A 26,066-nucleotide genomic window follows, 5' to 3' on the forward strand; every position below is an offset into this window, starting at 1 on the left:
ATGCCTATCTAAAAGCCACAAACAATAAAGATCAGGCAGAGAAAATGCATGGTTTTGCCTGTCAGGTTGATAAAACAGTAAGTCAATAATAAATAAAAGGAAAGTAAATTATCCTTTATTGGTAATCTTTTGGGCAAAAGCAATGATATGACCATCAGGGTCGGAAAAGTAACAAGCTCTGTCGCCCCAATCCCTATCAATAATTGGACTAATCAAATGTGCACCTGCATTTATTGCATTGTCAAACTCAAGTTCAATGTTTTCAGCATAATAATAAAGTTCGCATCTGGGTATTCCATTGCCTAGATTTGGATGAGGGGTTTTATCTGAAAGAATTTTTGCTATACCATAATTTGGCATCAATCCAAGTTTACAGTTAGGGGCAAGTATAAACTCTGTCATGCCCGGCACATTTAAGGCAGGCTCTTGCCTGAATAGCTTGGTATAAAAAACTGCACTTTCCTGCTGGTTCTTAACATAAAGAATGGTTTCAAAGAGTAAAAAGTGGTTCATCATGCTATGCTTTTTTCTTCTGTTGAGTGATTGTGTCGTATAGTATTTTGGTTTGAGAAAATGTGTCTAAGTATTAATACCATTTTTTGGTACTAGTCTGACTTTTTTTGACGGAGTTTTTTTATTTCAGAGGTCCTTCGTTTTTGAGTCAATCGGCTTTCTGTTGCCTGTAATGGTTTTGATGTGGCTATTCGCTTGACAGGCTTTTTCAAAGATTTTTCAATCAGAGCTTTGAATTTTTTTAATACATTTTCTTTATTGCCCAACTGACTGCGCGATTCGCTGCTCTGCAATTTAAGCAAACCGGCTTCATTGATTTTATTTGTCAACTTTTCTTTAATGAGTTGCTTTTGTTCTTCATTTAAACATTCTGACCCATTGATATCAAAAGCCAATTCAGCCTTGGTGGCTACTTTGTTGACATGCTGTCCGCCTTTGCCCGAACTGCGCGAAAAAGTGATGACTAACTCAGATAATAAACAATCGAAATTAATTTTACTCATTACAGTTTAATGGTAAAACTGTCGGCATCATTGATTACCGGAAAGCTATGTCTGGCATTTTCCAAAACATCAAAATCGAGTTTCACAGTTTCTATACTTTCAATGCCTGCCTTGGTCTTGCTTATTTTTTTACCAAATGGGTCAAGCACTATTGTGTCGCCCGTATATGTAATGTCATTGCCATCTTTTCCAATACGGTTAACACCCACAACAAACGATTGATTTTCGATAGCACGGGCAGTGAGCAATTGTTTCCAGGCAAAGCTGCGTTTCTCGGGCCAGTTGGCTACAACAATGGCACAGTCATATTCGTTCTGATTGCGCATCCACACCGGAAACCGAAGGTCGTAACAAACAAAAACAGAAAGACGCCATCCCTTGTATAATAGTATTAGTTTTTTGTTTCCGGGATGATAAAATTTTTGCTCACCTGCCATGGTAAACAAATGTCTTTTATCATAGTGTGCATGGGCACCACCGGGAGTCATCCAAACCAAGCGGTTATAATATCTGCCACCTTCTTCAACAATGAGGCTTCCGCAAACAACAGCATTTTTTGTTTCTGCCATTTTTTGCATCCACTGCATGGAAGGACCATCACTTTTCTCGGCCAGTGCTGCAGCATTCATGCTGAATCCTGTATTGAACATTTCGGGAAGTACAATCAAATCAGTGCTATTTGCCTTAATGCTTTTAAGCAGCGTGGTGAAATGTTTTAAGTTTTTTGCCTGATTTTCCCAGTGTAGTTTTGTCTGAACAGTTGTTACTCTTAGCGTACTCATGGTATGATATTGTTGGTTCAGGCAAAGTTATATTTTATTGGCACTAAAACACTACCTATTTTTTCCAACTTTAAGCAGTCGGGATGCAGCTCTTTCCAGTGTTTCATCGCTTTTGGCAAAACAAAACCGCAAAAGTTTATGGTCAGTACCGTTTCTGTAGAATGCAGAAACCGGAATGGAGGCAATGCCGTATTCTTTTGTCAGCTTTACAGCAAAGTCCATGTCCTTTTCATCGCTCAGTTTACTGTAATCAAGCAATTGAAAATACGAACCCGAACAGGCCAATGGTTTAAATGAAGTACCTTGAATCAGTTTTAAAAAATAGTCTCTTTTATCCTGATAAAATTTTTCTATTCCTGAATAGTTTTTGGCATCTTTCATAAATTCTGCATAGGCATATTGAATGGGTGTATTGGCACTAAAAACCATAAACTGATGTGCTTTTCTGAATTCAGCCATCAACTTTGACGGTGCAATGCAATATCCCATTTTCCATCCTGTGGTATGAAAAGTTTTGCCAAAGGAATAAACAATGAAACTACGCTCGGCCAATTTTGGAAACCGTGCCACACTTTGATGTTCGTAGCCATCAAAAATAACATGCTCATACACTTCATCACTCAAAACAAAAATGTCTGTCTTGGCGGTAATTTTTTCAAGCATCTGAAAATCTTTAACACTTAAAATAGCACCTGTAGGATTGTGTGGTGTGTTAATTATAATCATTCTGGTACGCTGATTCATGAGTTTTTTCACCTCATTCCAGTCAATATGAAAGTCGGGCAATTTTAACTCAGCATGTACAGGTTCGCCACCGGCAAGTACAACAGCAGGTGCATAGGAATCGTATGCAGGATCAAAAATAATTACCTCATCACCATCGCGCACTACAGATGCTATGGCTGTGTAAATTGCTTGTGTTCCTCCAGCAGTGACGGTAATCTCAGTTTCAGGATTGTATTTTGCGCTAAAGCGTGCTTCTATTTTAGCAGCAATTTCTTCGCGAAGCGGCATGATACCGGGCATGGGTGCATATTGATTCATGCCTTTTTTCATGTACTTGGTCACCAAGCTGATGAGTTCGGTCGAGATAGCAAAATCAGGAAAACCCTGTGATAGGTTAATGGCATCATATTCGTTGGCAAGTGCCGACATGACACTGAAAATACTGTTTCCGGTTTTAGGAAGTTTGGATTTTATTAATGCTTGATTTGGTGACATAAAAAGCGGCTATGCTTCAAATGTATATCAATTGCCGATAACAAAAAAGAATTCTGCTTTTTAAGTTCATGCTTTAGTGCTATTGTATTGAGTATAACAGCAAATTGTTTTAAACAACTTTCACTTTCACCAATTTTATTTAAAATTTTGTCAGTTGTAGAATTGAATTCTTTTGTTTATAGTTAGTCGTTTTAAAAAACTTCAATGATGTGATTTCAATATATTTGTTAGCTCAGTTAATGTTTGTTTTTTTGATTGAATGAAATTTTCATCATTTAATTTTTCGGTTTACGGTAAAAGAACCTATTTGGTACTTATCAGTGTATTGATTGGTGCATTGACCACTTTATGTGCAGCCTTATTAAAAGAACAAAAAAAGACAAGGCTTTTATAATGAAGCCGGAAAATAATTGACATTTGAAAACCAACAAAGAATTGCTTGCAAAGCAGGAAGGCATTATTCAAAAAAGCTTTCCTCTTCAAAAAGAAAACTTTAACTCCAAGTCAGGACGAAGGGATTTACATAGGAGCCCAAATTAGCGGCAGGTGTTTCTGTCCTTTGTTACTCATATTTGTCTGGAGTCACTGAAATCATAAACAAAAATTGTCCGCTTCTGTCTTTATAGGAGTAATTCATTGTTGTCTTATGGTCACGCTGAAACTGCATTTGAGGATTTGTCTTGACAGTATTAATAACTATCGGCTCAAGATTGTTTTTCAACTCGTTGGTATCAACTGAAACTTTGTCCATATTAACAAGAGTGTAATTGTATTGAAAAACATTCGGAGGGAGTGCTATTGCATTGTCAAGTCGTGTTTCTGCATCAACCATTATTGGACAAGTTTTGTTTAACTCACTTGCTATTTGCATCATCACTTTGTCGTATGAAGGTGTTTTGAATAAAAACTGTTGAACTGCAAACATTGTCCCAATACCAACAGCTATACCAATTATTCCTTTAACAGATAGCTTCTTTTTTGGAGTAGGTTGTTGAATAGCATTAGTTGTAATTTCTGATTGAACTTTAGGAAGTTCGTAACCGCAACGTGAGCAATATTTGGCAGTTACTAAATTGTCTGTGTCGCAGTGTGTGCATTTAATTTTTTCCATTCGGTTTGTTTTTATTAATCGTTGGCAGTTATGTTATATGATTGTCTGTTCGTCATTTCACCTGTCATGGACGCAAAGGAGCGCGACCTGTCAGTACAAATGTTGATGTGTACTTCGAGCCAGCTCTTGCAAAACTACTTGTTACAGGCTGGGTTTCTGTCTTTCACTATTTATATTAATGTCATTTAATAAATTGGTCAATGTGTTGTTTTGTATATTGTGGTAGGTCAGAGTTATACATACCATACCTCTTTACTTTCATTTCTTTGAACCATTTTCCAAGAACAGCTTTAATAATGTCTTCATCATCTTTGTAACTTGGTGATGGCGAAATTTCAAGCACTAATACTTCCAAATTATTTAAATCGCTTCGTTTAGCAATTAAACCAAAGTCTTGTTTATCTAGTTCTTGTTCCCAATTTTGATTTTTGCGTAAATTGAATTTTGAAATATTCTCTGGCAACAGGTAGGCATATCTATTTCCATTTTGGTCTTTAGAGTCGCGGTGATAAATGTAACCGTCTGTTAATATAACAAGTATATTGCGGTAATTCGGTTTGGTTTCAACGCAATAATCTTTTACATCATTTTTGAAAAACCTCCAAATATCTGAACCTATCCATTTGCTTTGTGATAGCGTTCCATTGTAAATTTTTGTTACACTCTCCGTAAAATTGTTAGTTAAATTATCGTGAACATCCTTTTTCTGTTTACTGCCCATATTGGATAAATCAACAGATAGTTTTTCTGCAAGCAAATTCACATTTGGGTCTTGTGGTTTAGGACTAAAAATTACTTTCAATTTCCCTTTAGCCATAAATGTTCCTCGCATTTCCATATCTTTTACAAACAACTCCGAAAAGTATTTTACAATAGCAATGTCTCTTTCAAAATGCTCTGGTTTTTCTGGATATTTTTTTGGGTCAATTCGGTCTGATAAGTCAAGCAGTAATGTAATATTTAGTTGGTCAGGCTGAACCACTACATTATTAGAAGTTTGCTCTACTTCATTTCTTGACTTATCATTATTTCCTGAACCGCAACTGAACAGAAGCAAAGACGAAAAAATTATTACGTAAATTCTCATATTAATTAGTGTGTATTGTTTCTAAACTATAAAGCGTAACCTTGACAAACTCGTGCGTTAGTTTGTCTGCTTCATCTAAATCGTTATGTGCTTTTCCACTTTGTTTCATCCAAGCCATCCAACCAGTAAGGAAACTAAAAATATCGTGTTCAAACTCTCTCGGTATGATTGAACTTTCAAGGACTTTATTTAGTTTATTTATCTCCTTATTGTTTTCATCAATGGTGTGTGTCATTTTATCAATTTGAACTTCAAAATCTTTTTGTTCTGCTTCTGCATCCTTAATTTGTTTTTCTTTTTCTTGTATAGCAACTTTCACTTTGTCCATTTTAGCATATGATTCCATTACAAAGTCAAATACAAAGCCCCAAATTACATAAACAATAAAACCTGCAAAAATGATAAGCCAAAAGTTGACAGATTGGAAAGCCATTGAAAAAGTGTAGTCGGGTATATTATTAAAACTATTGTCCTTTTTTATGTTGTAAATCTTTTCAGTAATATCATAAGCTAAAATACTATCAAAAATAAAAGTGATAAAAATTAGCATTGCAATCTTGATATACTTAGAATAGTTTTTTTGTTCTTGAAATTTATGAATCAAATAGCCTAAGCCTAAAAACACAAAGGGAATTGTCAGAATTAACGCAAGTTCTGTAACGCCATCATTCATCGCTTTTGATAGTGCTTTGGCATCAAAAATGGAATTGGCAACTCCAATTTCATTTAGTGAAAACTCTTTAAAAAATGCAGAGTAAGAAGCGGAACTATAAAATATGAAAAGATAAACTGTCAAAAACAGAAGAATAATCCCTCCTATAAAAAAACTTGCAGTTCCTGCATCATTGCCTGTTACCTCTTGTGGATTTTTTTTGATGTGTGATAATTCTTCTTTTAAGTTCTCAATTTTCTGCCTTACCCTTGGCAGATATTCTGTTTTTACTTTTTCAATTTTCTTTTTAAGTCGTTCAATATCACCTTTGTATTCTTCAATCTTGATCTTGTATGGTCTTTTGAGTTCATCTTGCTTTGCAATATCATCTTTTATCTCCTGTTTAAAGTCGTGATATATTTTTTGTAAACAAACTCTAAGTCCCGGGGTTGTACCTCCGAGACGACTTGCTTGCTGAAAACCGTAATCAGTATAGGTAATCTTAATCGTTTCTGTTGGTTTTGGAACTGAAACTTCCTCTTTTTTTTCGGTTGTTTCTTTTACAGCAAAAAGTCCTTTTTTTATTTGTGATAAATCCATAATTAAAGATTTTCTGAAACGATTTTAAATATTTCCTCTTTTGAAGTTCCTTTTTGTACTTCGTCTAATAAGAATTCAACTATGGAAGGGATATTATCTTTCTCAAAGCCAAATTTTCTGCAAAACATTGTCATTACTCGTTTTTCATTTTCGTCAATTTTTCCGTCAGCCCAAGCAATTCGTGCAAAGTCATAAAGGCTTTCAATTTTTTCAAGCACACTTTCGGGCGGAGAAAATTTTATAGTGTCTGGACGAACAACAACTTCGTCAATTTCTAACTTTGAAATGCCCTTTTCCTCACCGATTTTGTAAAGTATTTCTAATTCTGTTGTGTCCACTTCAGTGTCTGAAAGTGCCATATGGTAAAGGTTAAGGAAATGTCCTTTTAATGTTGTTTCCAAGTTCATTATTTTTTCGAGTTAATAATTTGTCTGAGCAATTTATACATTATTTGTTGTGTTGTTGCTAACGGTTTCGATTTCTGTCTATTCGTAAATTTGATGCACTGTCACCATAAACTTGCCACTAACGGCAGCCTGTGAAAAAAACAATTTCAAAAACATGTTCAAATATAGGGATAATGTTGAATGTTTAGATAATAAAAATTGACCATAGCCATGCCCATACTAACAGGAATAGGTCGGGAGCAAATCACTTTTTCAAACCTTGAAAGTCAGATGGCTCCAGACAACGAAATCCGTTTTATAAATGCGCTTGTTGAAGAGTACATTTCACCTGACAGGAGCGCAAAGGAGTGCGACTTACTATGCGAAGTCAAAATTTTGTCAGTTGTAGAATTGAAGTCTTTTGTTTATAGTTAGTCGTTTAAAAAACTTCAATGATGTGATTTCAATATATTTGTTAGCTCAGTTAATGTTTGTTTTTTTGATTGAATGAAATTTTCATCATTTAATTTTTCGGTTTACGGTAAAAGAACCTATTTGGTACTTATCAGTGTATTGATTGGTGCTTTGACCACTTTATGTGCAGCCTTATTAAAAAAGGGTGTAATGCTGATGGAGCACATTGCCGAGCATTTGGTTTTTGATTCAGGCTATAGTGAGTTGTTTTTAATTTTACCGGCAATAGGAATATTACTTACGGTTACATTCTGGAAACTGATGAAAATAAAGAATGAACGTAGGGGAATGACGGCAGTGATTTATAATATCTCCAAGCAGTCGAGTGTTGTTGCCAGGCACAAACTGTTTTCACAAATGATCAGCAGTATTTTTACAGTAGGTTTTGGTGGCTCGGCAGGTCTTGAAGCTCCAATTGCATCTACCGGCTCAGCTATAGGAAGCAATATTGCAAGTAAACTGAAATTTTCTACTAAAGAAAGAACATTGTTACTGGCCTGTGGTGCAGCTGCAGGTATTTCAGCTATTTTTAATGCACCTATTGCAGGAGTGGTGTTTGCACTTGAACTTTTGCTCATTGATATGCCGGTGCCTGTTGTGATACCTCTGTTGATCTCAAGTGCTACGGCTGCATTTTTATCGCGATATTTTAATCTCGGTCAGCCTTTTGTTCTCATAACTGACACATGGAATTCAAGTCACATACTCTATTATCTCGCTTTAGCTGCATTGGCAGCCATACTTTCTATTTACTGTATTAAAATATATTTTTTCATCAGCTCAGTATTTTCAAAAATTTTAAACGTGTTTGTTAAGGCATTAATTGGTGGAGCCTCACTTGGATTATTGATATTTTTATTTCCACCTCTTTATGGTGAAGGGTACGACAGTGTTCAATTGTTATTACACAATCAGTCCGATGAAATTTTTAAGAATATTACATTTTTTGAAGCCAATGCCTTGTGGCTGCCAATTCTTGCAGCGCTACTTATGTTTTTTCTTAAAACAGTAGCAACATCATTTACGGTTTTTGGTGGAGGTAATGGAGGAATGTTTGGGTCATCATTATTTACAGGAGCTATGCTGGGCTTTACATTTTCGCGAGTGATAAATATTTTTGGTTGGGCAGAGTTAAATGAAATAAATTTCACCGTAATTGGTATGGCATCATTACTTAGTGGTGTGCTTCAAACACCGCTCACAGCAATTTTTTTGATTGCCGAAATTACCGGAGGCTATGCTTTATTTGTTCCGTTGATGATTACTACATCAATAACGTATTTAGCCACACGATATGTAGAGCCACACTCTGTTTATACCAAACAATTGGCACTTAAAGGCGGACTTATTAATTTAAGTAAAGATAAACAGGTAATGAGTAAAATGAATTTAAGAGATTACTTAGAAACTGATTTGAAAACAATTAATATAAATGCCACTCTTGGCGATTTGATAAAAGCGATTCGTGAAAGTAAACGCAATATTTTTCCTGTGGTGGATACTTTGAATCACTTACAGGGAATTATTTTACTTGATGATGTAAAGAGTGTCATGTTTGATCAGTCGCAATATGGCATTGGTGTTAAAGATTTGATGCAAAGACCACCGTTGGTTTTAGACATTGATGAAGATATGGAACGTGTTTTAGAAAAATTTGAAGAGTATGACGCCTGGAATTTTCCAGTAGTTGAAAAAGGTGTTTATGCAGGCTTTGTGTCTAAGTCTAAGATATTTACTTTCTATAGGCAGCTTCTTATTCAGGAGTCTGATGTGCCTATGCACGATTAGTAATAGATTTAAATTAAAAAAGCCCCTGCAAAGGGGCTTTTTTATAGTTTTCAGAAGATTATTTTTTCTTCTTAGTAGCTGCTTTCTTCTTAGTAGCCGCTTTCTTTTTAGGAGCTGCTTTTTTCTTAGTAGCCGCTTTCTTTTTAGGAGCTGCTTTCTTCTTAGTAGCTGCCTTCTTTTTTGGAGCTGCTTTCTTTTTTGGAGCCGCTTTCTTAGCAGAAACTACTTTTTTCTTAGTAGCCGCTTTTTTCTTAGTGGCTTTCTTTTTAGGAGCTGCTTTTTTCTTAGTAGCCGCTTTCTTCTTAGGAGCTGCTTTTTTCTTAGTAGCAGCTTTCTTTTTTGGAGCAGCTTTTTTCTTTGCAGCTTTCTTTTTTGGAGCAGCTTTTTTAGCTTCTACCATTTCAGCACCTGAAGTGCTTTCAATCATTGAATTGTTCATCATGATGATTATTTATTTATTGGTTATTGATATTGTTATACTCAGCATTTGCTGATAAGTTACATTTTTAGTTTACGTCAACAATTTTCTCTGCCTTATATTCACCGTTTAATAATTTCGATTTTATTTTTCCGAAAGATTCAATTGTATATTTTACATCTTCTAATGTATGCACCGCTGTAGGTATTAACCTAAGCATAATAATACCTTTTGGTACCACAGGATACACAACCATTGAACAGAATATGTCATAGTTTTCACGTAAGTCATATATAAGCTTTGTAGCTTCAGGAATCGTTCCGTTAAGATAAACAGGTGTCACAGGTGATTGTGTTTTCCCAATAGTAAACCCTGCTTGCTTGAGTCCGTTTTGAAGTGCATTAACAATTTCCCAAAGTTTGTTTTTCAGCTGAGGCTGATTTTTAAGTAGCTCAAGTCTTTTTATTGCACCTTCTACTAAAGGCATTGGCAGGCTTTTGGCAAAAATCTGCGAACGCATGTTGTATTTAAAATATTCTATAATCTGAGCATCGCTGGCAATAAAACCACCAATGAGAGCCATGGATTTGGCAAAAGTTCCAAAATAAATATCTACACCATCCTGCACACCTTGTTCTTCACCAGTGCCGGCACCAGTTTTTCCCATAGTACCAAAACCATGTGCATCGTCCACAAATAGTCTGAAGTTGAACTTGCTTTTCAGGGCTACAATTTCTTTAAGCTTACCCTGATCGCCACTCATACCAAAAACACCTTCTGTTATAACTAATATGGCACCACCGGTTTCTTCTGCAAGTTTGGTGGCACGCTCAAGTTGCTTTACAAGATTGTCAATGTCGTTGTGTGGATAAACAAAACGTTTTCCCATGTGCAGGCGAACACCATCAATAATGCAGGCATGAGACTCGGAGTCATATACTATTATATCATGGCGGTCAACCAAACAGTCTATGGCGCTAACCATTCCCTGATATCCGTAGTTTAATAAGATAGCGTCCTCTTTTTGTTCGAATGCGGCAAGTTGTTGTTCTAATAATATATGTCTGTCGGTTTCACCACTCATCATACGGGCACCCATAGGTAATCCTAAACCATATTGGATAGATGCATCGCCATCTGTTTTACGAACTTCAGGATGATTGGCCAAACCCAGGTAATTGTTTAAACTCCAAACCAACTTTTCTTTTCCGCGAAAAATCATTCTATTCGAAATCTCACCTTCAAGTTTTGGAAAAGTAAAATAGCCGTGCGATTCTTTGGCATGCATGCCTAACGGACCACGGTTTTTACTAATCTTGTCAAACAAATCTGTCATAAAAATGCTAAAAAATTTTTTCGCTTTCGCTTTTTAAAATTGTTTCCGAAATATCAACACAATTTTATTTTTGATTACCATGCTACTTAATATTTTTCAACAGAAAAATGTTAACTGCTTTTTTGAAGATAAGAAAATTTTTTTTGGAAAAAAAGTAAACGAAGTAAAAAATAAAAAAACTTTTTGTTTTAAATTTTCAGAGGAGAAAATAAAAGTTGCTGTTGTAATTATTAAAAATTTTTTTTTAGCAAGCATTGATTTTTTATAATGATACGCAAATTTTTATGGAGCATGTTTGTTAATATGTAAACAACCTGAGCACAAAAAAAATTCTTAAAATGGTAATTGTGTGCAAAAGTTTTGATGAAAATCTGTGTTAATGCAAACAAAAAAACAATTCGGTTTTTGTGTTGATGAGTAAAAATTATTTGCGATTAAATTTTTAAAATACGCATTACTGTTTTTGGGATAATGATTCTTGAAAAGGTATTTAATTTTAATACTTAAAACAGATGTAATGCATTTATAAAACAAAAAAGCCGCTTCGTTATCGGAAGCGGCTGTAAGTATCTGCTCTTTAAGATCCTCTTTGTTTCTCTTTGTGTTTAGTGATTTGCCGTTTTAGTGCCTCTACCGATTTGTCGGCAGCCTGCTCAAAAGTGGCGCATTGCTCGCTTGCAAAAAGTACTTTACCGGGCGTGCTGATTTTAATTTCGGCTATTTTATTTTCCTGTGTCACGTTTTTGTCCAAACGTAAAAATACTTCACCGTCTATTATGTGCTCGTAAAACTGTTTTAGTTTGTCAACCTTTTCTTCTACAAAACGAATCAGGTTTTTGTCCGCATCAAAATGGATGGACTGCACTTTAATCTTCATACTCTATTTTGTTTTTAGTACAAAACCCAAGCATTGCCCTTTTGCTGGTGTTTTGTGGTTTTAAATATTCTTTGGGCATTCAAATATTCTGTTTTGAAAAGTAAATATACGAAATCAAGCTTTAGGATGTGCCTGTTTGTAGATGTTTTTTAGTTTATCAATAGTGTTGTGTGTATAGACCTGTGTTGCGGCAAGGCTGCTATGACCTAAAATTTCTTTGATTGCATTTATCTGTGCACCGCTGTTGAGCATTTCTGTTGCAAAGGTGTGGCGCAAAACGTGTGGACTTCTTTTTTTGTTGGTGGTCACCTGACTGAGCATTACATTAACTACCTTATAAACGAATTTGGGGTATAGTTTGTTACCATCATTTTTAATAAAAAAGTATTCCGACTTGATTTTTTCATCAATGATGTTGTTCCGCTCATTTAAATAGACAGCTATAGCCTCTTTCATTTCCGGTGTTATGGGAATGATTCGCTCTTTATTTCTTTTACCCAAAACTTTTAATGTCAGATTGTAGAGGTCAACATTATTATCTTTTAACCCTATCAGTTCGGCAAGACGCATACCTGTCTGATAAAACATATTTATAATTAGCTTGTCGCGAATACCTTCAAACCCTTCTTTAAACGCTACACCATCCAGTAGCTGATCCATTTTTTGCCGGTCAACAATTACAGGAAGTTTCTTGGCAGTTTTTGGCGAAACAATTTTCAGCATTGGATTTTGGCTGATGGTTTTTTCGCGCATCAAAAATTTGAAATAGGTTTTTAATGATGAGATTTTGCGGTTAACGGTTCGTGAATCTATTTTCCGGTCTAATAAAGAAACTATCCAACTACGAATAAAAAAATGGGTAATCTCCTCGGGTTTCTGTGCCTGATAGGTTTGGCCCATAAAATGAAAAAACTGCTTAAGGTCTATACCATAAGCAGTTAAAGTATGTTGCGAAAAACGTTTTTCGTATTGTAGAAACCGCAGGAATTTTGCGTAAGGCATATTATTGTTTATGCCAAATATAAAGGCATATTCAATAGGTGCAGTTCATAATAAGGCTTCCACAAAATGAATTATAAAAAGCCTTTTGTTAAGAATTACATTGCGCCTTCGGCCTCTAGGCGCTGAAGTTTTGTGCGGTGTATTGCTTTTTTAACTTCTGTTCTGCGGGCAACAGATGGTTTTTCATATGCCTGACGTGAACGCAGTTGTTTTACAACACCTGTTTTTTCAAACTTCTTTTTAAACTTCTTTAAAGCCTTATCCAAAGGCTCATTGTCTTTAATTTGAACAATAATCATATTATAAATACAAAATGTTTTGGGAGCGCAAATGTAAGTAAATAATTGGCATAATAATCAATACAATAGAAAATTTTTAAGAAAGTACTCCTCTGGCTGACTTTTGCCTTAACTATTGATTATTAAGGCGATGGATAAGATTTTATTACAGGGTTTATAATAAAACAAGCATAAATTACAATAAATCTTTGCCAATATCTTTCCTATAATAGGCATTTTCGTAGGTGATTTCAGTTAATTGCCCATAGACTTTTTCGCGAGCTTCTGCCAGATTATTTCCCAATGCATTTACAGCAAGTACACGCCCGCCATTGGATAGCACTTTACCATCCTTTAAGATTGTTCCTGCATGAAAAACCGTTGCACCTTTAACTTTTTCAAGACCTGAAATGGCTTTTCCTTTTTCATAGGTTTCGGGATAGCCGCCAGCAACCATCATAACTGTAAAAGAAGTTCTGTCATCTGTTTTTAGCTGAACTTGGTGTAGTTTTTTTTGTGCTACACTATTCATCAACTCAATAAAATCTGTTTTTATTCTTGGAAAAACAGATTCTGTTTCCGGGTCGCCCATACGGCAATTGTATTCAATAACAAATGGGTCACTATTCACATTCATCAATCCGATAAACAGAAATCCGGTGTAAGAAATGTTTTCCTTTTTTAATCCGGTTATTGTTGGTCTTATGATTTTGTCTTCTACTTTTTGCATAAATGCAGCATCGGCAAAAGGAACCGGTGAAACGGAACCCATACCACCGGTGTTAAGTCCGGTATCATTATCGCCTATACGTTTATAATCTTTTGCTTCTGGCAGCAGACAATAGTCGTTGCCATCGGTCAGAACAAAGACAGAGAGCTCTATGCCTTTTAGGAATTCTTCTATGACTACTTTGCTTGCTGCTTTACCAAAAGGTTGATTGATGAGAAGATGATGCAATTGCTCCTTTGCCTCAGTTATGGTTTCGCAAATAATAACACCTTTGCCGGCAGCCAAACCATCCGCTTTTAGTACATAGGGCGCAGAAAGTGTTTTCAGGAAATCATAACCTTGCTGTAATTGCGTTGAGTCAAAGGTTTCATATCGTGCAGTGGGTATATTGTTCCGTAACATAAAAGCTTTAGAGAAATCTTTGCTGCCTTCAAGTCTGGCACCCGAACGTGCCGGACCAATTACAGGAACAGATTTTAATTCGCTATCAGCAAGAAAAAAATCATGAATCCCATTAACCAAAGGCTCTTCAGGACCCACAATAACCATGTCAATTTTCTTCTCATGCACAGTCTTTTTGATGTGTTCAAAATCATTTATACTGCCTGAAATGTTTGTTCCTAACTGTAAAGTGCCTGCATTGCCGGGCATAATATATAAGTGTTTCAGTAATGCACTCTCACTCAGTTTTTGTGCAAATGCATGTTCGCGTCCACCAGACCCAAGCAATAAAATATTCATGCTAAATTTCTTTCTGCAATGATAAATAAATATGGCGTGCATTTACAGTTTGTTTGTTAACCGGTAGTCTGAATACTGTGCTGAAAGGGCATATTTCTATATTAAGACAAGGAGCTGCCAATAACTGATTTTTTTACTTTATTTTTATGCCGTAGAAATTTCTGATTGGCAAAAGAAACTACTTTATCATTTTAGCAAAAACAACTTTTGATGAGCAGCCTTTTTAACAAACAAGATAACGAAAGAATTGTTGCACGTGTTGCAGCAGTTCAATCGGAAAAAAAAGCTATTTGGGGAACAATGTCGGCAGAGCAAATGTTGTTGCATTGCCAACAGCCATTTAAAGTGGTGTTTGAAGAGTTGAAACTTAAACGCAGCCTGGTGGCAATTCTTTTTGGAGGTTTAATAAAAAAATCAGCCTTGGATGATAAAGCATTTAAAGCAAACTTACCTACAGCAACAGAATTTAAAACCAACCATCTGAATCCGGAATTTGAAACAGAAAAGAAAAATCTGATTGCCTGTATTCAGAAATTTCAGTCTGCAGGCCCCGAAGGTGTAACGCAACAACCACATCCTTTTTTTGGAAAAATGACAGATAATGAGTGGGATAAGCTTATGTACAAACACCTTGATCACCACTTAAGACAATTTGGCGCATGAAATGGAGGTTCATACCTGTGGTTTTTATAATATCTTTGCTTATGATGTCATGTGAAAATGATATAGAGCAAGTAAAATTAGTTACAGGTAACATTGTTGAACCTATTGAAAGTGCTAAAGGACTTGAAATTTTATACAGTGACTCAGGTAAAGTTAAAGTTCGCATATCTGCAGGTGAGATGAATCGTTATTTGCAGCCCAAGCCTATCACAGAAATGCCAAAAGGTGTTAAGATTGATTTTTTTGATGACAACCTGAAGGTGACTTCCACACTCACTAGCGACTATGCCGTGCGTGACGATTTTAATAAAAACATGGAAGCAAAAAAGAACGTGGAGGTTGTGAATGTTAAAGGAGACAAGTTAATGACAGAATATTTGAAATGGGATGAAAAAACAGGGCTGATATCCTCTCCCGAATTTGTAAAAATAATTACTGCCGATGAAATAATATATGGCAACGGTTTTGAGTCAAATCAGGATTTCAGTCGCTACAAAATATTTAATATCAAAGGCATTATTAACCTGAAGAAAAATGAAAATACTGAGAATACTTGAGATATCATGGCTAATAATAGCCATAGGTTCATTATGTGCCGGAGTCTATAAATTGATTTCAGCAGGACTCAATCAGGCTGTATTTATTTTTGCTATCTCTATTATAGCATTTGTTTTTTTTATGATAAGACGAAAACAAAGAATTGCAATGGAGAAGCAAAATACTTCACGATAATTACTTTTGCAGCACTAAATTGATTTAATACCTGATAATGATTTCCGACTATCTTCCTGCCATACTTGCATCGCTTGCTTTTGTTGCATTTTATTCAGGGATAGAAATTGCCTATCTGTCAAGCAATAAATTTAAAATTGAGCTCGACAGTAAGCAAGGAAAGTGGAGTGGCAAAATCTTATCTTATTTCAGCAAATCGCCTTCGCGTTTTATCTGCACCATACTTGTAGGTGTAAATATCTCATTGGTTATTTATGGTACCAATATGAGTGGTTTACTCAATCCCTATTTGCAACAGTGGTTACCTCAGCAACTTAACAGTGAAATTAGTCGTTTGATAATCGAAACATTAATAACCACATTCTTTTTACTTATTGCAGGTGAATTTTTACCCAAAATTTTATTCAGTATTAACCCTAACGAAACACTCAACATGTTTACCTGGTTTATATGGCTGAGCTACATTATACTTTTCCCAATTGTTTGGCTGATACTTAAACTGGCACATTTTCTTTTACGCAATGTTTTTAAAGTTGATTTTGTAGAGGAGACCTCCGGTTTTGGTCGTGTAGATTTGGATAATTTTATTGAAGAGATAAGCGAAAATTCAGGTGGCAATGGCGAATACAATAAAGAAATTCAGATGTTTCAGAATGCACTCGATTTCGATAGCTTAAAGGTGCGTCAATGTATGATACCGCGTAATGAAATTATTTCGCTCAGCAATAAGGAGTCTGTAGAAACATTAAGAAAGAAATTTGTTGAAACAGGGTTATCTAAAATAATGATTTATCAGGATACCAGAGATAACATCATTGGGTTTGTGCACAGCTATGAAATGTTTAAAAATCCTGAAAGTATCATGTCAGTTTTGTTGCCTGTATCAATTTTCCCGGAAACTTTGCCTGCACGTGAGTTACTCACACATCTTACTGCCAATCATCGTAGTGTTGCCATTGTTGTTGATGAATATGGTACTACCTCAGGTATGGTAACCATTGAAGATATAATTGAAGAGATTTTTGGTGAAATTGATGATGAACATGACATTGATGTTTATCTGGAGCAGAAAATATCGGAAACAGAATTTTTATTTGCGGGAAGACTTGAGGTTGATTATCTGAATCAGAAATACAATCTTGAGCTGCCGGAATCAGAATTATATACCACCTTGGCAGGACTGATTTTTAATCATCTTGAAGATATTCCGCATGTAAAAGAACAATTCACCATTGGCAGCTACAAGTTAACTGTTGAACAGATAAGTGGAAATAAAATTGAACAGGTAAGACTTGTGATTTTGGTTAATGCCGAAAACTGAACTTCTTATTAATAAGCTCTGGCATTGATTCCCTGTATGTAGTTAATGAAAGCTTTACTCACCACTTTATTGCCACCGGGGGTTGGGTAGTTTCCTGTAAAATACCAATCACCTTTATTCTGCGGACAAGCAGTATGCAGGTCTTCTATTTTCTGAAAAATTATTTCTACATCAGATTTACAGTCTTCAGGTTTTAGCATTGATGTGATTTTTGCCGAAAGTTGCTCAGGTGAAAAAGGATTATATAAATCACGCACATAATTTTTCATTTCATTTACTCCCAATTCAAGTTGTTGTTTGCAGTGCATGTAGGTTTCTTCAATAATATGTTCCATATTATTTTCTTCAAGCAAAGCAATGGCAGCTTTGAACGCACACAGGTCTCCGATTTTTGCCATGTCAATACCATAACAATCGGGATAGCGTATCTGTGGCGCTGACGAAACAATAATTATTTTCTTAGGACCTAAACGATCGAGCATTCTGATAATAGAATTTTTTAATGTTGTGCCACGCACAATGCTATCGTCAATAACCACTAAATTGTCTATGCCTTTTCTGATAGTACCGTAAGTAATATCATAAACGTGTGTCACCATATCACTTCTGTCGTCATCGTTTGTGATGAAGGTGCGTAACTTGGCATCTTTAATTGCTATTTTTTCAAACCTTGGTTTAATAGAAAGGATTTCATTGAGTTTCTCATCAGAGATTTCTTTTCCTAAAGCTTTTAATTTTTTCTTCTTTACTTCACGAAGATAATCTTCCATTCCCTGCATCATTCCATAAAAGGCAACTTCTGCAGTATTGGGTATGAAGGAAAAAACAGTATTTCTTAAATCGTTATCAACAGCAGGCAAAATACTTTTACAGAGAAGTCGTCCTAGTTCTTTTCGTTCCTGATAAATTTCTGCATCGCTGCCTCTTGAAAAATAGATTCTTTCAAACGAACAAGATTTGCGTTCTACGGGCTCTTTGATGCACGGCATTGAAATGTGTCCGTTTTTTTTCATTATCAGTGCATGGCCTGGTTTTATTTCTGTTATGTCACTGAACGATAAATTGAATGCAGTTTGAATGGCAGGTCGCTCGCTGGCAACTACTACCACTTCATTGTCGGCATACATATAGGCAGGACGGATTCCGGCAGGATCGCGAAGCACAAATGCATCACCATGACCCATCATGCCGCATATAACATAACCACCATCCCACTTTTTTGAAGATTGTTTAAGGATACTTTCCACATCAAGATGCTCGGCAATGAGTGGTGAAATTTCTTGCTTGCTATATCCCTTCTCTTTAAAAGCATAGTACAGCCGTTCATTTTCTTCATCAAGGTAGTGACCAATATTTTCCATTACAGTCACCGTGTCGGCTTTTTCTTTTGGATGCTGACCAATACGAATCAGATTTTCAAATAACTCATCAACATTGGTCATGTTAAAATTTCCGGCCACAACAAGGTTGCGTGTCATCCAGTTGTTTTGTCGCAGAAAAGGATGACAGGCCTCTATGCCATTGCCGCCATAGGTGCCATAGCGCAAGTGTCCCATCCAAACTTCTCCACTAAAGGCAAGATGTTTTTTCATCCATGCTGTATCATTCAGTTTGGAAACATCACCATTAACATCAACTTTAAACTTATTGTAGATTCTGGAAAAAATATCCTGAATGGCATGTTTATCATTAGACCGGTAGCGACTGATGTAGCGTGTTCCGGGTTCGGCATCAAATTTTATGTTGGCAACACCTGCACCATCTTGCCCACGGTTATGCTGTTTCTCCATCAGCAGATAGAGTTTGTTTAAAGCATAAAATGGTGTACCGTATTTTTTATGGTAATAGTCAAGGGGCTTTAGTAGCCTTATCATGGCTACGCCACATTCGTGATGAAGTATGTCTGACATTGGGCTACAAAGATATAGCAAAAATCAGTACACGACAATATGTCAATGCTTAATTAATGATTTTTATGGATTGGTTTAGCTGTAGGCAGTTTGTCCTCTCCATCAGAATTTCAATTTCTAAATAGATTTTCAAATCCCTGTTGCTACAGAAGTACTGTTACTTGTGAAGCTGAAATACAAACTCCAAGCCACCGCCTTTTCTGGATTTTGCAGATATTGTTCCACCATGCATGGTTATGGCATTTTTTACAATAGAAAGTCCGAGTCCTGAACCACCTGTTTCTCGGGTTCTGCCTTCATCAACCCTATAAAAGCGTTCAAAAATTCGAGGCAGGTGTTTTTGGTCCGAAATCCCGACCCCGGTGTCGGCAAATGAAAAATAGTAATAATCCTTGTCTTCTTTTATCAGGGTCAAAAAGATATTTATGTTTTTACCTGCATATCGAATGGCGTTGTCAAATAAATTTTTAAATATTGATTTTATTAAACTTTCATTTGCATTGATGATGGTTTGCTCAGGCAGCTTCACGTGAAGGGTAATGTTGTTGTCTCGAAGCAGAATAGCATACTCTTCCTGAATTTTCTTTAAGAGAAAAGAAATGTCAAGTGGACTCTTTTTAAAGGTGTATCCGGCTTCATCAATCTTATTGATTAGGTTCATGTCTTGAACCAACTCGGTTAAGACCTTGGTTTGATTGAATGCCTGCGTAATAAAATATTGTTGCGTTTTTGTATCTAGATTTTTTTCCAAAACAGTTTCCAAATAGCCACTTACTCCAGTAATTGGAGTTCGGAGTTCGTGCGCAATGTTGCTTATCATCTGTTGTTTCAAAATTTTTACTTCTTCCTGCTTAGAAATATCGTTGATGACAACTTCAAAACTTTTATCTTCAAATAGTATAGCCCGTACAGAGAATATTTTTCCCTGTTTTTGAATTTTATACTCTTTATAATTGTCTTTATCATTGTTTAGAAACTGCTGCAGTTCTTCAAAGGCGCTGTCAACAAAAATAACTTTAGGGTCTGAACTGTTTTCATCGGTAATAATATGTGTGTATTGAATAAATAATCCATTATACAACTCAGCATTTTTATCAACCGTAAAAAAACAAATTCCCTCTTGAGAACTATGGATGTGTTGCAGTAGTTTTTCGCGTTCTAACTCAATCTTGTTTTTGTTAGCTCTTAATTGTTTGTAGTTTTCAGCAATTTCCTTACCTATTTCACCAATTTCATTTTTAGGAAAATTTAATGCGGCTTTTGCTTTTGGGTTAACTGCATAATTACGGAGTTCGTTTATAGAATTGCCAAAGCTATTTGCAATCCAATTCACAAGTATTAGTAAAATACAGAACAGCATTAACGTAAAATACAGAAAAACATTATCTGACTTAAAAAAGCTCTGCACCTGGATATCGTTTGGAAGGGCCACTCGAACAAAATAATCACCTTCGTTTTTTGCAAAATACAGATATTCCTTTCCTGTGGAGTGAGAAAGTCTAATATCTGTTCCAGTTCGGTTTTTGATGGAATTAGCAATTTCCGGCCGGCCTAAATGGTTTTCAAGTTTGTTCCATCCTAAAACAGAATTATCGTAAAGCACCTTACCGCTTCTATTGATAATGGTTAGCCTTAAATTTGCCGGAAATAAATTAGAGAGATTATCTAGAATGAGAATGTACTGATCCGGAGTTTTTTTTGCGATACTTTCATTTACAATATCGGCATATGTTCCCAGTTTTCCTTCAATAGCCTCTGACTTAAATCTCTTTTCACGAGTTTGTTCAAACAAAAAAACACTTAGTGCAAATAATGCAAACGCAATGGAAATGTATAGAAAAAGACGTTGTTTGAAAGAAAGTTTCATAGTTTCATTAAGTCGAACTTATATCCGTAGCCTAAGCGATTGGAAATAACATTGCCATATTCTTCCAATTTCTTTCTTAATCGTGTAATATGTACATCAACTGTGCGCTCTGTAACAAATACGTTATTGCCCCAAACACCTTCTATAATTTCCTGCCTTGAAAAAATACGGTTTGGGTTCTTGGCGAGTTTTTGTAAAATTTCAAACTCTGTTTTTGTTAAGTTAATAAGTTTTCCTTTGATAAAAGCTTCTTTGTTCTTTGTATTTATTTCAAGGTCTTTAAATTCCAGTGTTTCTTTTTGTTCTGTAGTTTCATTTTTGAATCTTTTGAGAATGGCTTTAATACGAGCACTGACTTCTTTAATGGAGAACGGTTTGGAAATGTAATCGTCAGCACCCACAGAAAATCCTGTTAACATATCGTTTTCGGTATTCTTAGCAGTTAAAAAAATTACCGGGATTGTACTTCCATCGAGTCGAATCTTTTCCAACATTTTATAGCCCGACATACCATCCATCATCACATCCAGTAAAATTAATTGTGTTTGTGGGTTTAGTTTGGCCAGTGCTTCTTCAGCAGAATAGGCAGTATCTACAATGTAGCCTTCGCTTTTGAGGTTGAATTCAAGAATTTCACAAATACTTTTGTCGTCATCAACAATTAGAATATTCTCGTTCATTTAGGAGAGATAGCAGTGTCAAAGATAGTTAATAGTTTATTTTAGAAGTTATTATTCCCGGAATGTTTTAGTACTCTGGCGTCAACAAAAAACACAATTTCTTCTACAATATTATTGTTATGGTCGCCAATTCGTTCTAATTTTCGAATCAACAGTAATAGTTTCAACATGCAAATCGTTTGATCCGGATTGTTTTTAATATGATTGGATAGTGTTTCAAATACATTATTGTAAATTTCATCTACTTGATCATCTTTTGAAATTATTTTTTCGCTTACTTTAGTTTGTTCTGACTCAAAGGCAACAAAACCATCCAATAGCATACCCAGTAGAATATCAAACATTTTTTCAATACCAAGTCGTTCTACTAAGTCATGATCAATATTTTCACATTCTTGTTCGGTTATAAAGCGTGCTATGCCATCAGTAAAATCTCCAATGCGTTCCAAACTACTGCTTATTTTAATGAGGGACAAAGCAAGCCTCAGGTCAATGGCAACAGGGTTGTTTAAGGCAATAAAATTTTCACAAAGATTGTCAACCTTTAGTTCAAAGTTGTTTACATCATTTTCGTTCTGTATTATTTTTGATGCCAATGCTATATCGTTATTTAGCATGGCTTTTTTGGCATTTTCAAGCTGTGAGATAACCAGTTTCCACATTAGTTTTACCTCATCTTTCAACAGTTGAATTTCCTTTTCAGTATGTTTCATTTTTTTTAAATAAAGAATTTTTAAATTTTTATTATATGTTGCTATCCAAATCTTCCTGTAATGTAGTTTTGTGTTTCTGTTTTGTCGGGGGCTAAAAACATTTTTTTAGTTTCAGAATGTTCAACCAACTCGCCATACATAAAAAATCCTGTTTTGTCACTTACTCTGGCTGCCTGTTGCATATTGTGTGTTACTATGATGATAGTGTAGCGTTGTTTTAATTCAAAAATAAGCTCTTCTATTTTAGCTGTAGATATAGGATCCAGGGCAGATGCGGGTTCATCCATCAGAAGAATAGAGGGCGACACGGCTAATGCTCTGGCTATACAAAGCCTTTGTTGTTGGCCTCCGGAAAGCTCAAATGCCGACTTGTGAAGTTTATCTTTCACTTCATTCCATAATGCGGCTGCCGTTAAAGATTCTTGTACTTTATCTTCTATCAATTGTTTATTGTTAATACCATTCACTCGGAGACCATAAGCAACATTTTCAAAAATTGATTTTGGAAAAGGATTGGGTTTTTGAAAAACCATGCCTACGTTTTTTCTCAGCTGATCAACCTGTACAGATTTGTGATAAATATTTTCATTGTTGATTAAACATTCTCCGGTTAATTTTGAGCCGTCTATTTCGTCATTCATTCTGTTAAACAATCGAAGGAAAGTGGATTTACCACAACCTGACGGTCCAATGAGCGCAGTAACGGAATTGTCTTCTATCTGCATGTTTATATCCTTCAATGCATGAAATGTATGGTAATAGAAATTTACATTTTTAGCTTCAATCATTTTTTGTTTTTTTGAAATTGATTTTTAATAATTCCTGCAATAGTATTCATCAGTAAAACAATGAGGATTAATACTAATGCAGTTCCATAAGCAACAGGCTGTGATTTTTCTATATCTGTTCCGCTGGTTGCTAGTACGTATAAGTGGTATGGTAATGCCATCACCTGATCAAAGATGCTACTTGGTAATTTTGGGAGAAAATAAGCTACCACAGTAAACAATATTGGGGCAGTTTCTCCTGAAACCCTTCCAATGGAAAGCACTAACCCGGTGATGATGTTAGGAAAAGCTGTTGGTAGAATTATTCTTTTAATAGTTTGTATTTTATTGGCACCAAGCGCCATACTTCCAGTACGATAGGTGTTGGGTACCGCTTTAAGAGCTTCTTCTGTGGTTCGAATTACCACAGGTAAAATGAGTAAACTCAGTGTCAGCGATCCGGCAATAATAGAATCGCCAAAAGCTAATGTGTTTACAAATAAAGTCATGCCAAACAATCCAAAAACAATAGAAGGAATACTAGCCAGGTTGTTGGTCATTATACGGATAAGTTTAGTTACCCAATTGTTTTTTGCATACTCAACAGTATAAATTGCAGACATTACGCCAAGTGGAAAAGCAATGAGTATGCTGCCTAAAACAAGATAAAGCGTGCCCACTATTGCCGGAAAAATACCACCGGAAGTCATTCCTTCTTCAGGATATGAGAAGATAAAATCCCAACTCATTACACTTATTCCATTGTAGCAGATAAATCCTAAAATCCAAATAAGTACACCCAATGTTATTATTCCCAGAATGCGGAATATGGCAAATGCAATCTGCTCTTTAGTTCTTTTTGAAGTAATCATTCTTTAATAATTTTTCTCCCTGAAATTTTTTCTGAAATTATGCTAATGATTAAAGTGATTAAGAACAAAACACAACCTAAAAGAAAGAGTGATTGATAATGTGTGCCACCACCTGGGGCTTCGCCTAACTCAGCTGCAATGGTTGCCGGTATTGTTCTTACAGATTCAAAAAGTGAGTGAGGCATTACAGCAGCATTTCCTGTTACCATTAACACTGCCATGGTTTCGCCAATTGCTCTGCCAACACCCAGAATGATAGCAGCCGAAATTCCTGATGATGCATAAGGAATGACAACCTTATAAATGGTTTGCCATCGGTTGGCGCCTAAGGCATAACTGGCATCACGCATAGCCTTTGGTGTATTTCTTAAAGCGTCTTCCGAGATAGTGATGATGGTGGGCAAGGCCATTATGGCTAGAATTAAGCTACCTGTAAATGCAGTTTCTCCTAAGGTCAAACCTCCAGCTTTTTGTACTATTGGTGCCATTACCACTAATCCAAAAAACCCATACACTACAGAAGGAATTCCTGCTAATAATTCAATAGCAGGTTTCATAATTTTTCTCACTTTTTCACTTGCAATCTCTGATAGATAAACCGCTACTCCTACTCCAAAAGGAATGGCTATTACTATAGCTATAAAACTCACTAAAAGTGTTCCCAGAATTAATGGGAGGATTCCAAAGAGTGCAGAAGGTGTTGCCGTAGGCAACCATGTAGTCCCCAAAAAGAAATCAGAAATGCTTATTGTGTCTGTTTTCAGTTCTTTTATGCCAGACATATTTTTAGGTACATATTTTAGAGGTAAAAACGCTATTATTGTTGAATCGGATTGAATAATTTCTTCCAGCTTTTGTGGTAATAATGAATAGTCATCACCCAATTCTTCATCAGAGTACATAGTAAAGATTTCATCAAATCTGAAAATGCGAATATCTTCATTACTACCACCAACATCTTTCCAGTTTTCAATCTCTGAATCAAATATTTCTTTAATCTCAACAGCGGTAAGCTTGTCAACAGGATTTTGTGTATTAACTACTAATGTATATCCTTTCTCCACTGTTGAAGATTTAAATAACCCTAACCCCTCTTTAAAAAGAAAAATAATGATAAGCAGCACTGTTATTCCGGTAACAGCACTGCTTATTTTAAGTAAACTCTCAACAAATTTTTCTAACACTTTATTCATTGTGCAGTTTTCGAAAATAATCTTACTTTATAGTAATATATCCTACTTTAGAAACTACGTTCTGACCTTTAGGGGTTAGAATAAAATCAATGAACGACTTTCCTTCTGTGCTTAGGTTGGTGTAATAATAGTAAAGCGGTCTTACAATAGGGTAGCTTTTATTTTTTGCGTTGGCTATTGTAGGCTCAATAAATGTTTTACCATTATTGTAAGAAACATTAAGTGCTTTTACTTTGTCTGTAATGTAGGCAAACCCAACATATCCAATTGCACCTTTTGTTTGACTTATCGACTGTATAATACCACCGGTTGCAGGCATACTCAATATACCATTCATGTAGTTTTTGTTTTTTAACACACTTTCTTTAAAAAACTCATAAGTCCCTGATGATGTTTCTCTCGAATAAGGTATTATTTTCATATCGTCTCCACCCACCTCTTTCCAGTTTGTTATCTTTCCCGTAAAAATCTTTTCTAATTGTTCACGTGTAAGTTGCGATACTTTGTTTGACGGATGAACAACAATACTCAAAGCATCATAAGCAATAATCACTTCCTTAACCGCTTTACCGGCTTCAGCGAGTTTTTGTTTTTCGTCAAATTTTATTTTGCGTGATGATTGTGCAATATCTGTTGTTCCGTTTAATAATGCTGTAATTCCCACACCACTACCTCCGCCAGTTACTGAGATTGAAGCAGATGGTTTTTCTTTTTTATATGCCTCTATTTCTTCTTGGGTTAGTGGTAAAACAGTGTCAGATCCTTTGACTTTTTGTGCATAACTTCCGGAAAGTGTAAGGACAATCACTAATGCCGTTAAAATTGATTTTTTCATTTTTGTTCTATATT

Annotated in this window: 28 protein-coding genes; 6 read left to right on the forward strand and 22 right to left on the reverse strand. The window is 35.6% G+C overall.

Annotation, left to right across the window (positions count from 1 at the left end):
* Positions 1-108 precede the first annotated feature (108 nt).
* The 8 genes from V9G42_03985 to V9G42_04020 form a co-directional block, all read right to left on the reverse strand.
* A complete protein-coding gene (locus V9G42_03985) occupies positions 109-516 on the reverse strand; it encodes a VOC family protein (GenBank protein ID MEI2758579.1) in 408 nt (135 codons plus the stop codon).
* An 89-nt stretch (positions 517-605) separates the two neighbouring features.
* Positions 606-1,016 (reverse strand): alternative ribosome rescue aminoacyl-tRNA hydrolase ArfB, encoded by a 411-nt coding sequence (gene arfB / locus V9G42_03990; protein MEI2758580.1) that lies wholly within the window; start codon positions 1,014-1,016, stop codon positions 606-608.
* Positions 1,016-1,798, reverse strand: coding sequence for an amidohydrolase (locus V9G42_03995; protein MEI2758581.1), 783 nt, complete (start codon positions 1,796-1,798; stop codon positions 1,016-1,018). The genes arfB and V9G42_03995 overlap by 1 nt, the downstream gene beginning before the upstream one ends.
* Before the next feature lie 51 nt (positions 1,799-1,849).
* A complete protein-coding gene (locus V9G42_04000; protein MEI2758582.1) occupies positions 1,850-3,019 on the reverse strand; it encodes a methionine aminotransferase in 1,170 nt (389 codons plus the stop codon).
* A 562-nt stretch (positions 3,020-3,581) separates the two neighbouring features.
* Complete coding sequence (locus V9G42_04005; GenBank protein MEI2758583.1) at positions 3,582-4,130, reverse strand: zinc ribbon domain-containing protein; 549 nt, start codon at positions 4,128-4,130, stop codon at positions 3,582-3,584.
* A gap of 181 nt (positions 4,131-4,311) precedes the next feature.
* Entirely contained in the window at positions 4,312-5,217 is a 906-nt protein-coding gene (locus V9G42_04010; GenBank protein MEI2758584.1) for a hypothetical protein, read from the reverse strand.
* A gap of 1 nt (position 5,218) precedes the next feature.
* A complete protein-coding gene (locus tag V9G42_04015) occupies positions 5,219-6,469 on the reverse strand; it encodes a hypothetical protein (GenBank protein ID MEI2758585.1) in 1,251 nt (416 codons plus the stop codon).
* Positions 6,470-6,471: 2 nt separating this feature from the next.
* Positions 6,472-6,870 (reverse strand): hypothetical protein, encoded by a 399-nt coding sequence (locus V9G42_04020; GenBank protein ID MEI2758586.1) that lies wholly within the window; start codon positions 6,868-6,870, stop codon positions 6,472-6,474.
* A 216-nt stretch (positions 6,871-7,086) separates the two neighbouring features.
* Here V9G42_04020 and V9G42_04025 point away from each other — a divergent pair, with 216 nt between their 5' ends.
* A complete protein-coding gene (locus V9G42_04025; GenBank protein ID MEI2758587.1) occupies positions 7,087-7,290 on the forward strand; it encodes a hypothetical protein in 204 nt (67 codons plus the stop codon).
* A 72-nt stretch (positions 7,291-7,362) separates the two neighbouring features.
* Positions 7,363-9,117 carry a chloride channel protein gene (locus V9G42_04030; GenBank protein ID MEI2758588.1) on the forward strand — a complete coding sequence of 585 codons (1,755 nt, stop codon included), beginning with the start codon at positions 7,363-7,365 and terminating at the stop codon, positions 9,115-9,117.
* A gap of 58 nt (positions 9,118-9,175) precedes the next feature.
* Here V9G42_04030 and V9G42_04035 read toward each other — a convergent pair whose 3' ends face one another.
* The 6 genes from V9G42_04035 to purD all read right to left on the reverse strand — a co-directional run bounded on the left by V9G42_04035 (position 9,176) and on the right by purD (position 14,499).
* On the reverse strand, positions 9,176-9,559 hold the full coding sequence (locus V9G42_04035) for a hypothetical protein (protein MEI2758589.1): 384 nt from the start codon (positions 9,557-9,559) through the stop codon (positions 9,176-9,178).
* 64 nt (positions 9,560-9,623) lie between these two features.
* The gene (locus V9G42_04040) at positions 9,624-10,871 is read right to left on the reverse strand and encodes an aminotransferase class I/II-fold pyridoxal phosphate-dependent enzyme (protein MEI2758590.1); all 1,248 of its coding nucleotides are present in this window, start codon (positions 10,869-10,871) and stop codon (positions 9,624-9,626) included.
* Positions 10,872-11,448: 577 nt separating this feature from the next.
* Positions 11,449-11,748, reverse strand: a complete 300-nt coding sequence (gene raiA, locus V9G42_04045; GenBank protein ID MEI2758591.1) for a ribosome-associated translation inhibitor RaiA — start codon at positions 11,746-11,748, stop codon at positions 11,449-11,451.
* Positions 11,749-11,862: 114 nt separating this feature from the next.
* Entirely contained in the window at positions 11,863-12,750 is an 888-nt protein-coding gene (locus V9G42_04050) for a tyrosine-type recombinase/integrase (GenBank protein ID MEI2758592.1), read from the reverse strand.
* Positions 12,751-12,845: 95 nt separating this feature from the next.
* On the reverse strand, positions 12,846-13,049 hold the full coding sequence (rpsU, locus tag V9G42_04055; protein MEI2758593.1) for a 30S ribosomal protein S21: 204 nt from the start codon (positions 13,047-13,049) through the stop codon (positions 12,846-12,848).
* A gap of 175 nt (positions 13,050-13,224) precedes the next feature.
* A complete protein-coding gene (gene purD / locus V9G42_04060; GenBank protein MEI2758594.1) occupies positions 13,225-14,499 on the reverse strand; it encodes a phosphoribosylamine--glycine ligase in 1,275 nt (424 codons plus the stop codon).
* Positions 14,500-14,709: 210 nt separating this feature from the next.
* Here purD and V9G42_04065 point away from each other — a divergent pair, with 210 nt between their 5' ends.
* Genes V9G42_04065 through V9G42_04080 form a run of 4 tightly spaced genes read left to right on the forward strand, consistent with a single transcriptional unit; the run spans position 14,710 to position 17,215 of the window.
* Positions 14,710-15,162, forward strand: coding sequence for a DUF1569 domain-containing protein (locus V9G42_04065; protein ID MEI2758595.1), 453 nt, complete (start codon positions 14,710-14,712; stop codon positions 15,160-15,162).
* Positions 15,163-15,203: 41 nt separating this feature from the next.
* Complete coding sequence (gene lptC, locus V9G42_04070) at positions 15,204-15,719, forward strand: LPS export ABC transporter periplasmic protein LptC (GenBank protein ID MEI2758596.1); 516 nt, start codon at positions 15,204-15,206, stop codon at positions 15,717-15,719.
* Positions 15,697-15,894 (forward strand): hypothetical protein, encoded by a 198-nt coding sequence (locus tag V9G42_04075; protein MEI2758597.1) that lies wholly within the window; start codon positions 15,697-15,699, stop codon positions 15,892-15,894. Before lptC ends, V9G42_04075 begins: the two co-directional genes overlap by 23 nt.
* A 37-nt stretch (positions 15,895-15,931) precedes the next feature.
* Complete coding sequence (locus V9G42_04080) at positions 15,932-17,215, forward strand: hemolysin family protein (protein ID MEI2758598.1); 1,284 nt, start codon at positions 15,932-15,934, stop codon at positions 17,213-17,215.
* Between the two features lie 8 nt (positions 17,216-17,223).
* Here V9G42_04080 and V9G42_04085 read toward each other — a convergent pair whose 3' ends face one another.
* The 8 genes from V9G42_04085 to V9G42_04120 form a co-directional block, all read right to left on the reverse strand.
* Entirely contained in the window at positions 17,224-19,125 is a 1,902-nt protein-coding gene (locus tag V9G42_04085; protein ID MEI2758599.1) for an amidophosphoribosyltransferase, read from the reverse strand.
* A 157-nt stretch (positions 19,126-19,282) separates the two neighbouring features.
* Positions 19,283-20,992: an ATP-binding protein gene (locus tag V9G42_04090; protein MEI2758600.1), complete on the reverse strand. Its 1,710-nt coding sequence runs from the start codon at positions 20,990-20,992 to the stop codon at positions 19,283-19,285.
* Positions 20,989-21,672 (reverse strand): response regulator transcription factor, encoded by a 684-nt coding sequence (locus V9G42_04095; protein MEI2758601.1) that lies wholly within the window; start codon positions 21,670-21,672, stop codon positions 20,989-20,991. The genes V9G42_04090 and V9G42_04095 overlap by 4 nt, the downstream gene beginning before the upstream one ends.
* A 41-nt stretch (positions 21,673-21,713) precedes the next feature.
* The gene (gene phoU / locus V9G42_04100) at positions 21,714-22,385 is read right to left on the reverse strand and encodes a phosphate signaling complex protein PhoU (GenBank protein MEI2758602.1); all 672 of its coding nucleotides are present in this window, start codon (positions 22,383-22,385) and stop codon (positions 21,714-21,716) included.
* Between the two features lie 41 nt (positions 22,386-22,426).
* A complete protein-coding gene (pstB, locus tag V9G42_04105) occupies positions 22,427-23,173 on the reverse strand; it encodes a phosphate ABC transporter ATP-binding protein PstB (GenBank protein MEI2758603.1) in 747 nt (248 codons plus the stop codon).
* Positions 23,170-24,024, reverse strand: a complete 855-nt coding sequence (pstA, locus tag V9G42_04110; protein ID MEI2758604.1) for a phosphate ABC transporter permease PstA — start codon at positions 24,022-24,024, stop codon at positions 23,170-23,172. The genes pstB and pstA overlap by 4 nt, the downstream gene beginning before the upstream one ends.
* On the reverse strand, positions 24,021-25,217 hold the full coding sequence (pstC, locus tag V9G42_04115; protein MEI2758605.1) for a phosphate ABC transporter permease subunit PstC: 1,197 nt from the start codon (positions 25,215-25,217) through the stop codon (positions 24,021-24,023). The genes pstA and pstC overlap by 4 nt, the downstream gene beginning before the upstream one ends.
* Positions 25,218-25,239: 22 nt before the next feature.
* Positions 25,240-26,052 (reverse strand): PstS family phosphate ABC transporter substrate-binding protein, encoded by an 813-nt coding sequence (locus V9G42_04120; protein MEI2758606.1) that lies wholly within the window; start codon positions 26,050-26,052, stop codon positions 25,240-25,242.
* Positions 26,053-26,066: the final 14 nt, after the last annotated feature.

The sequence above is a fragment of the Bacteroidia bacterium genome (genome assembly GCA_037045145.1).
Taxonomy (GTDB): domain Bacteria; phylum Bacteroidota; class Bacteroidia; order AKYH767-A; family OLB10; genus OLB10.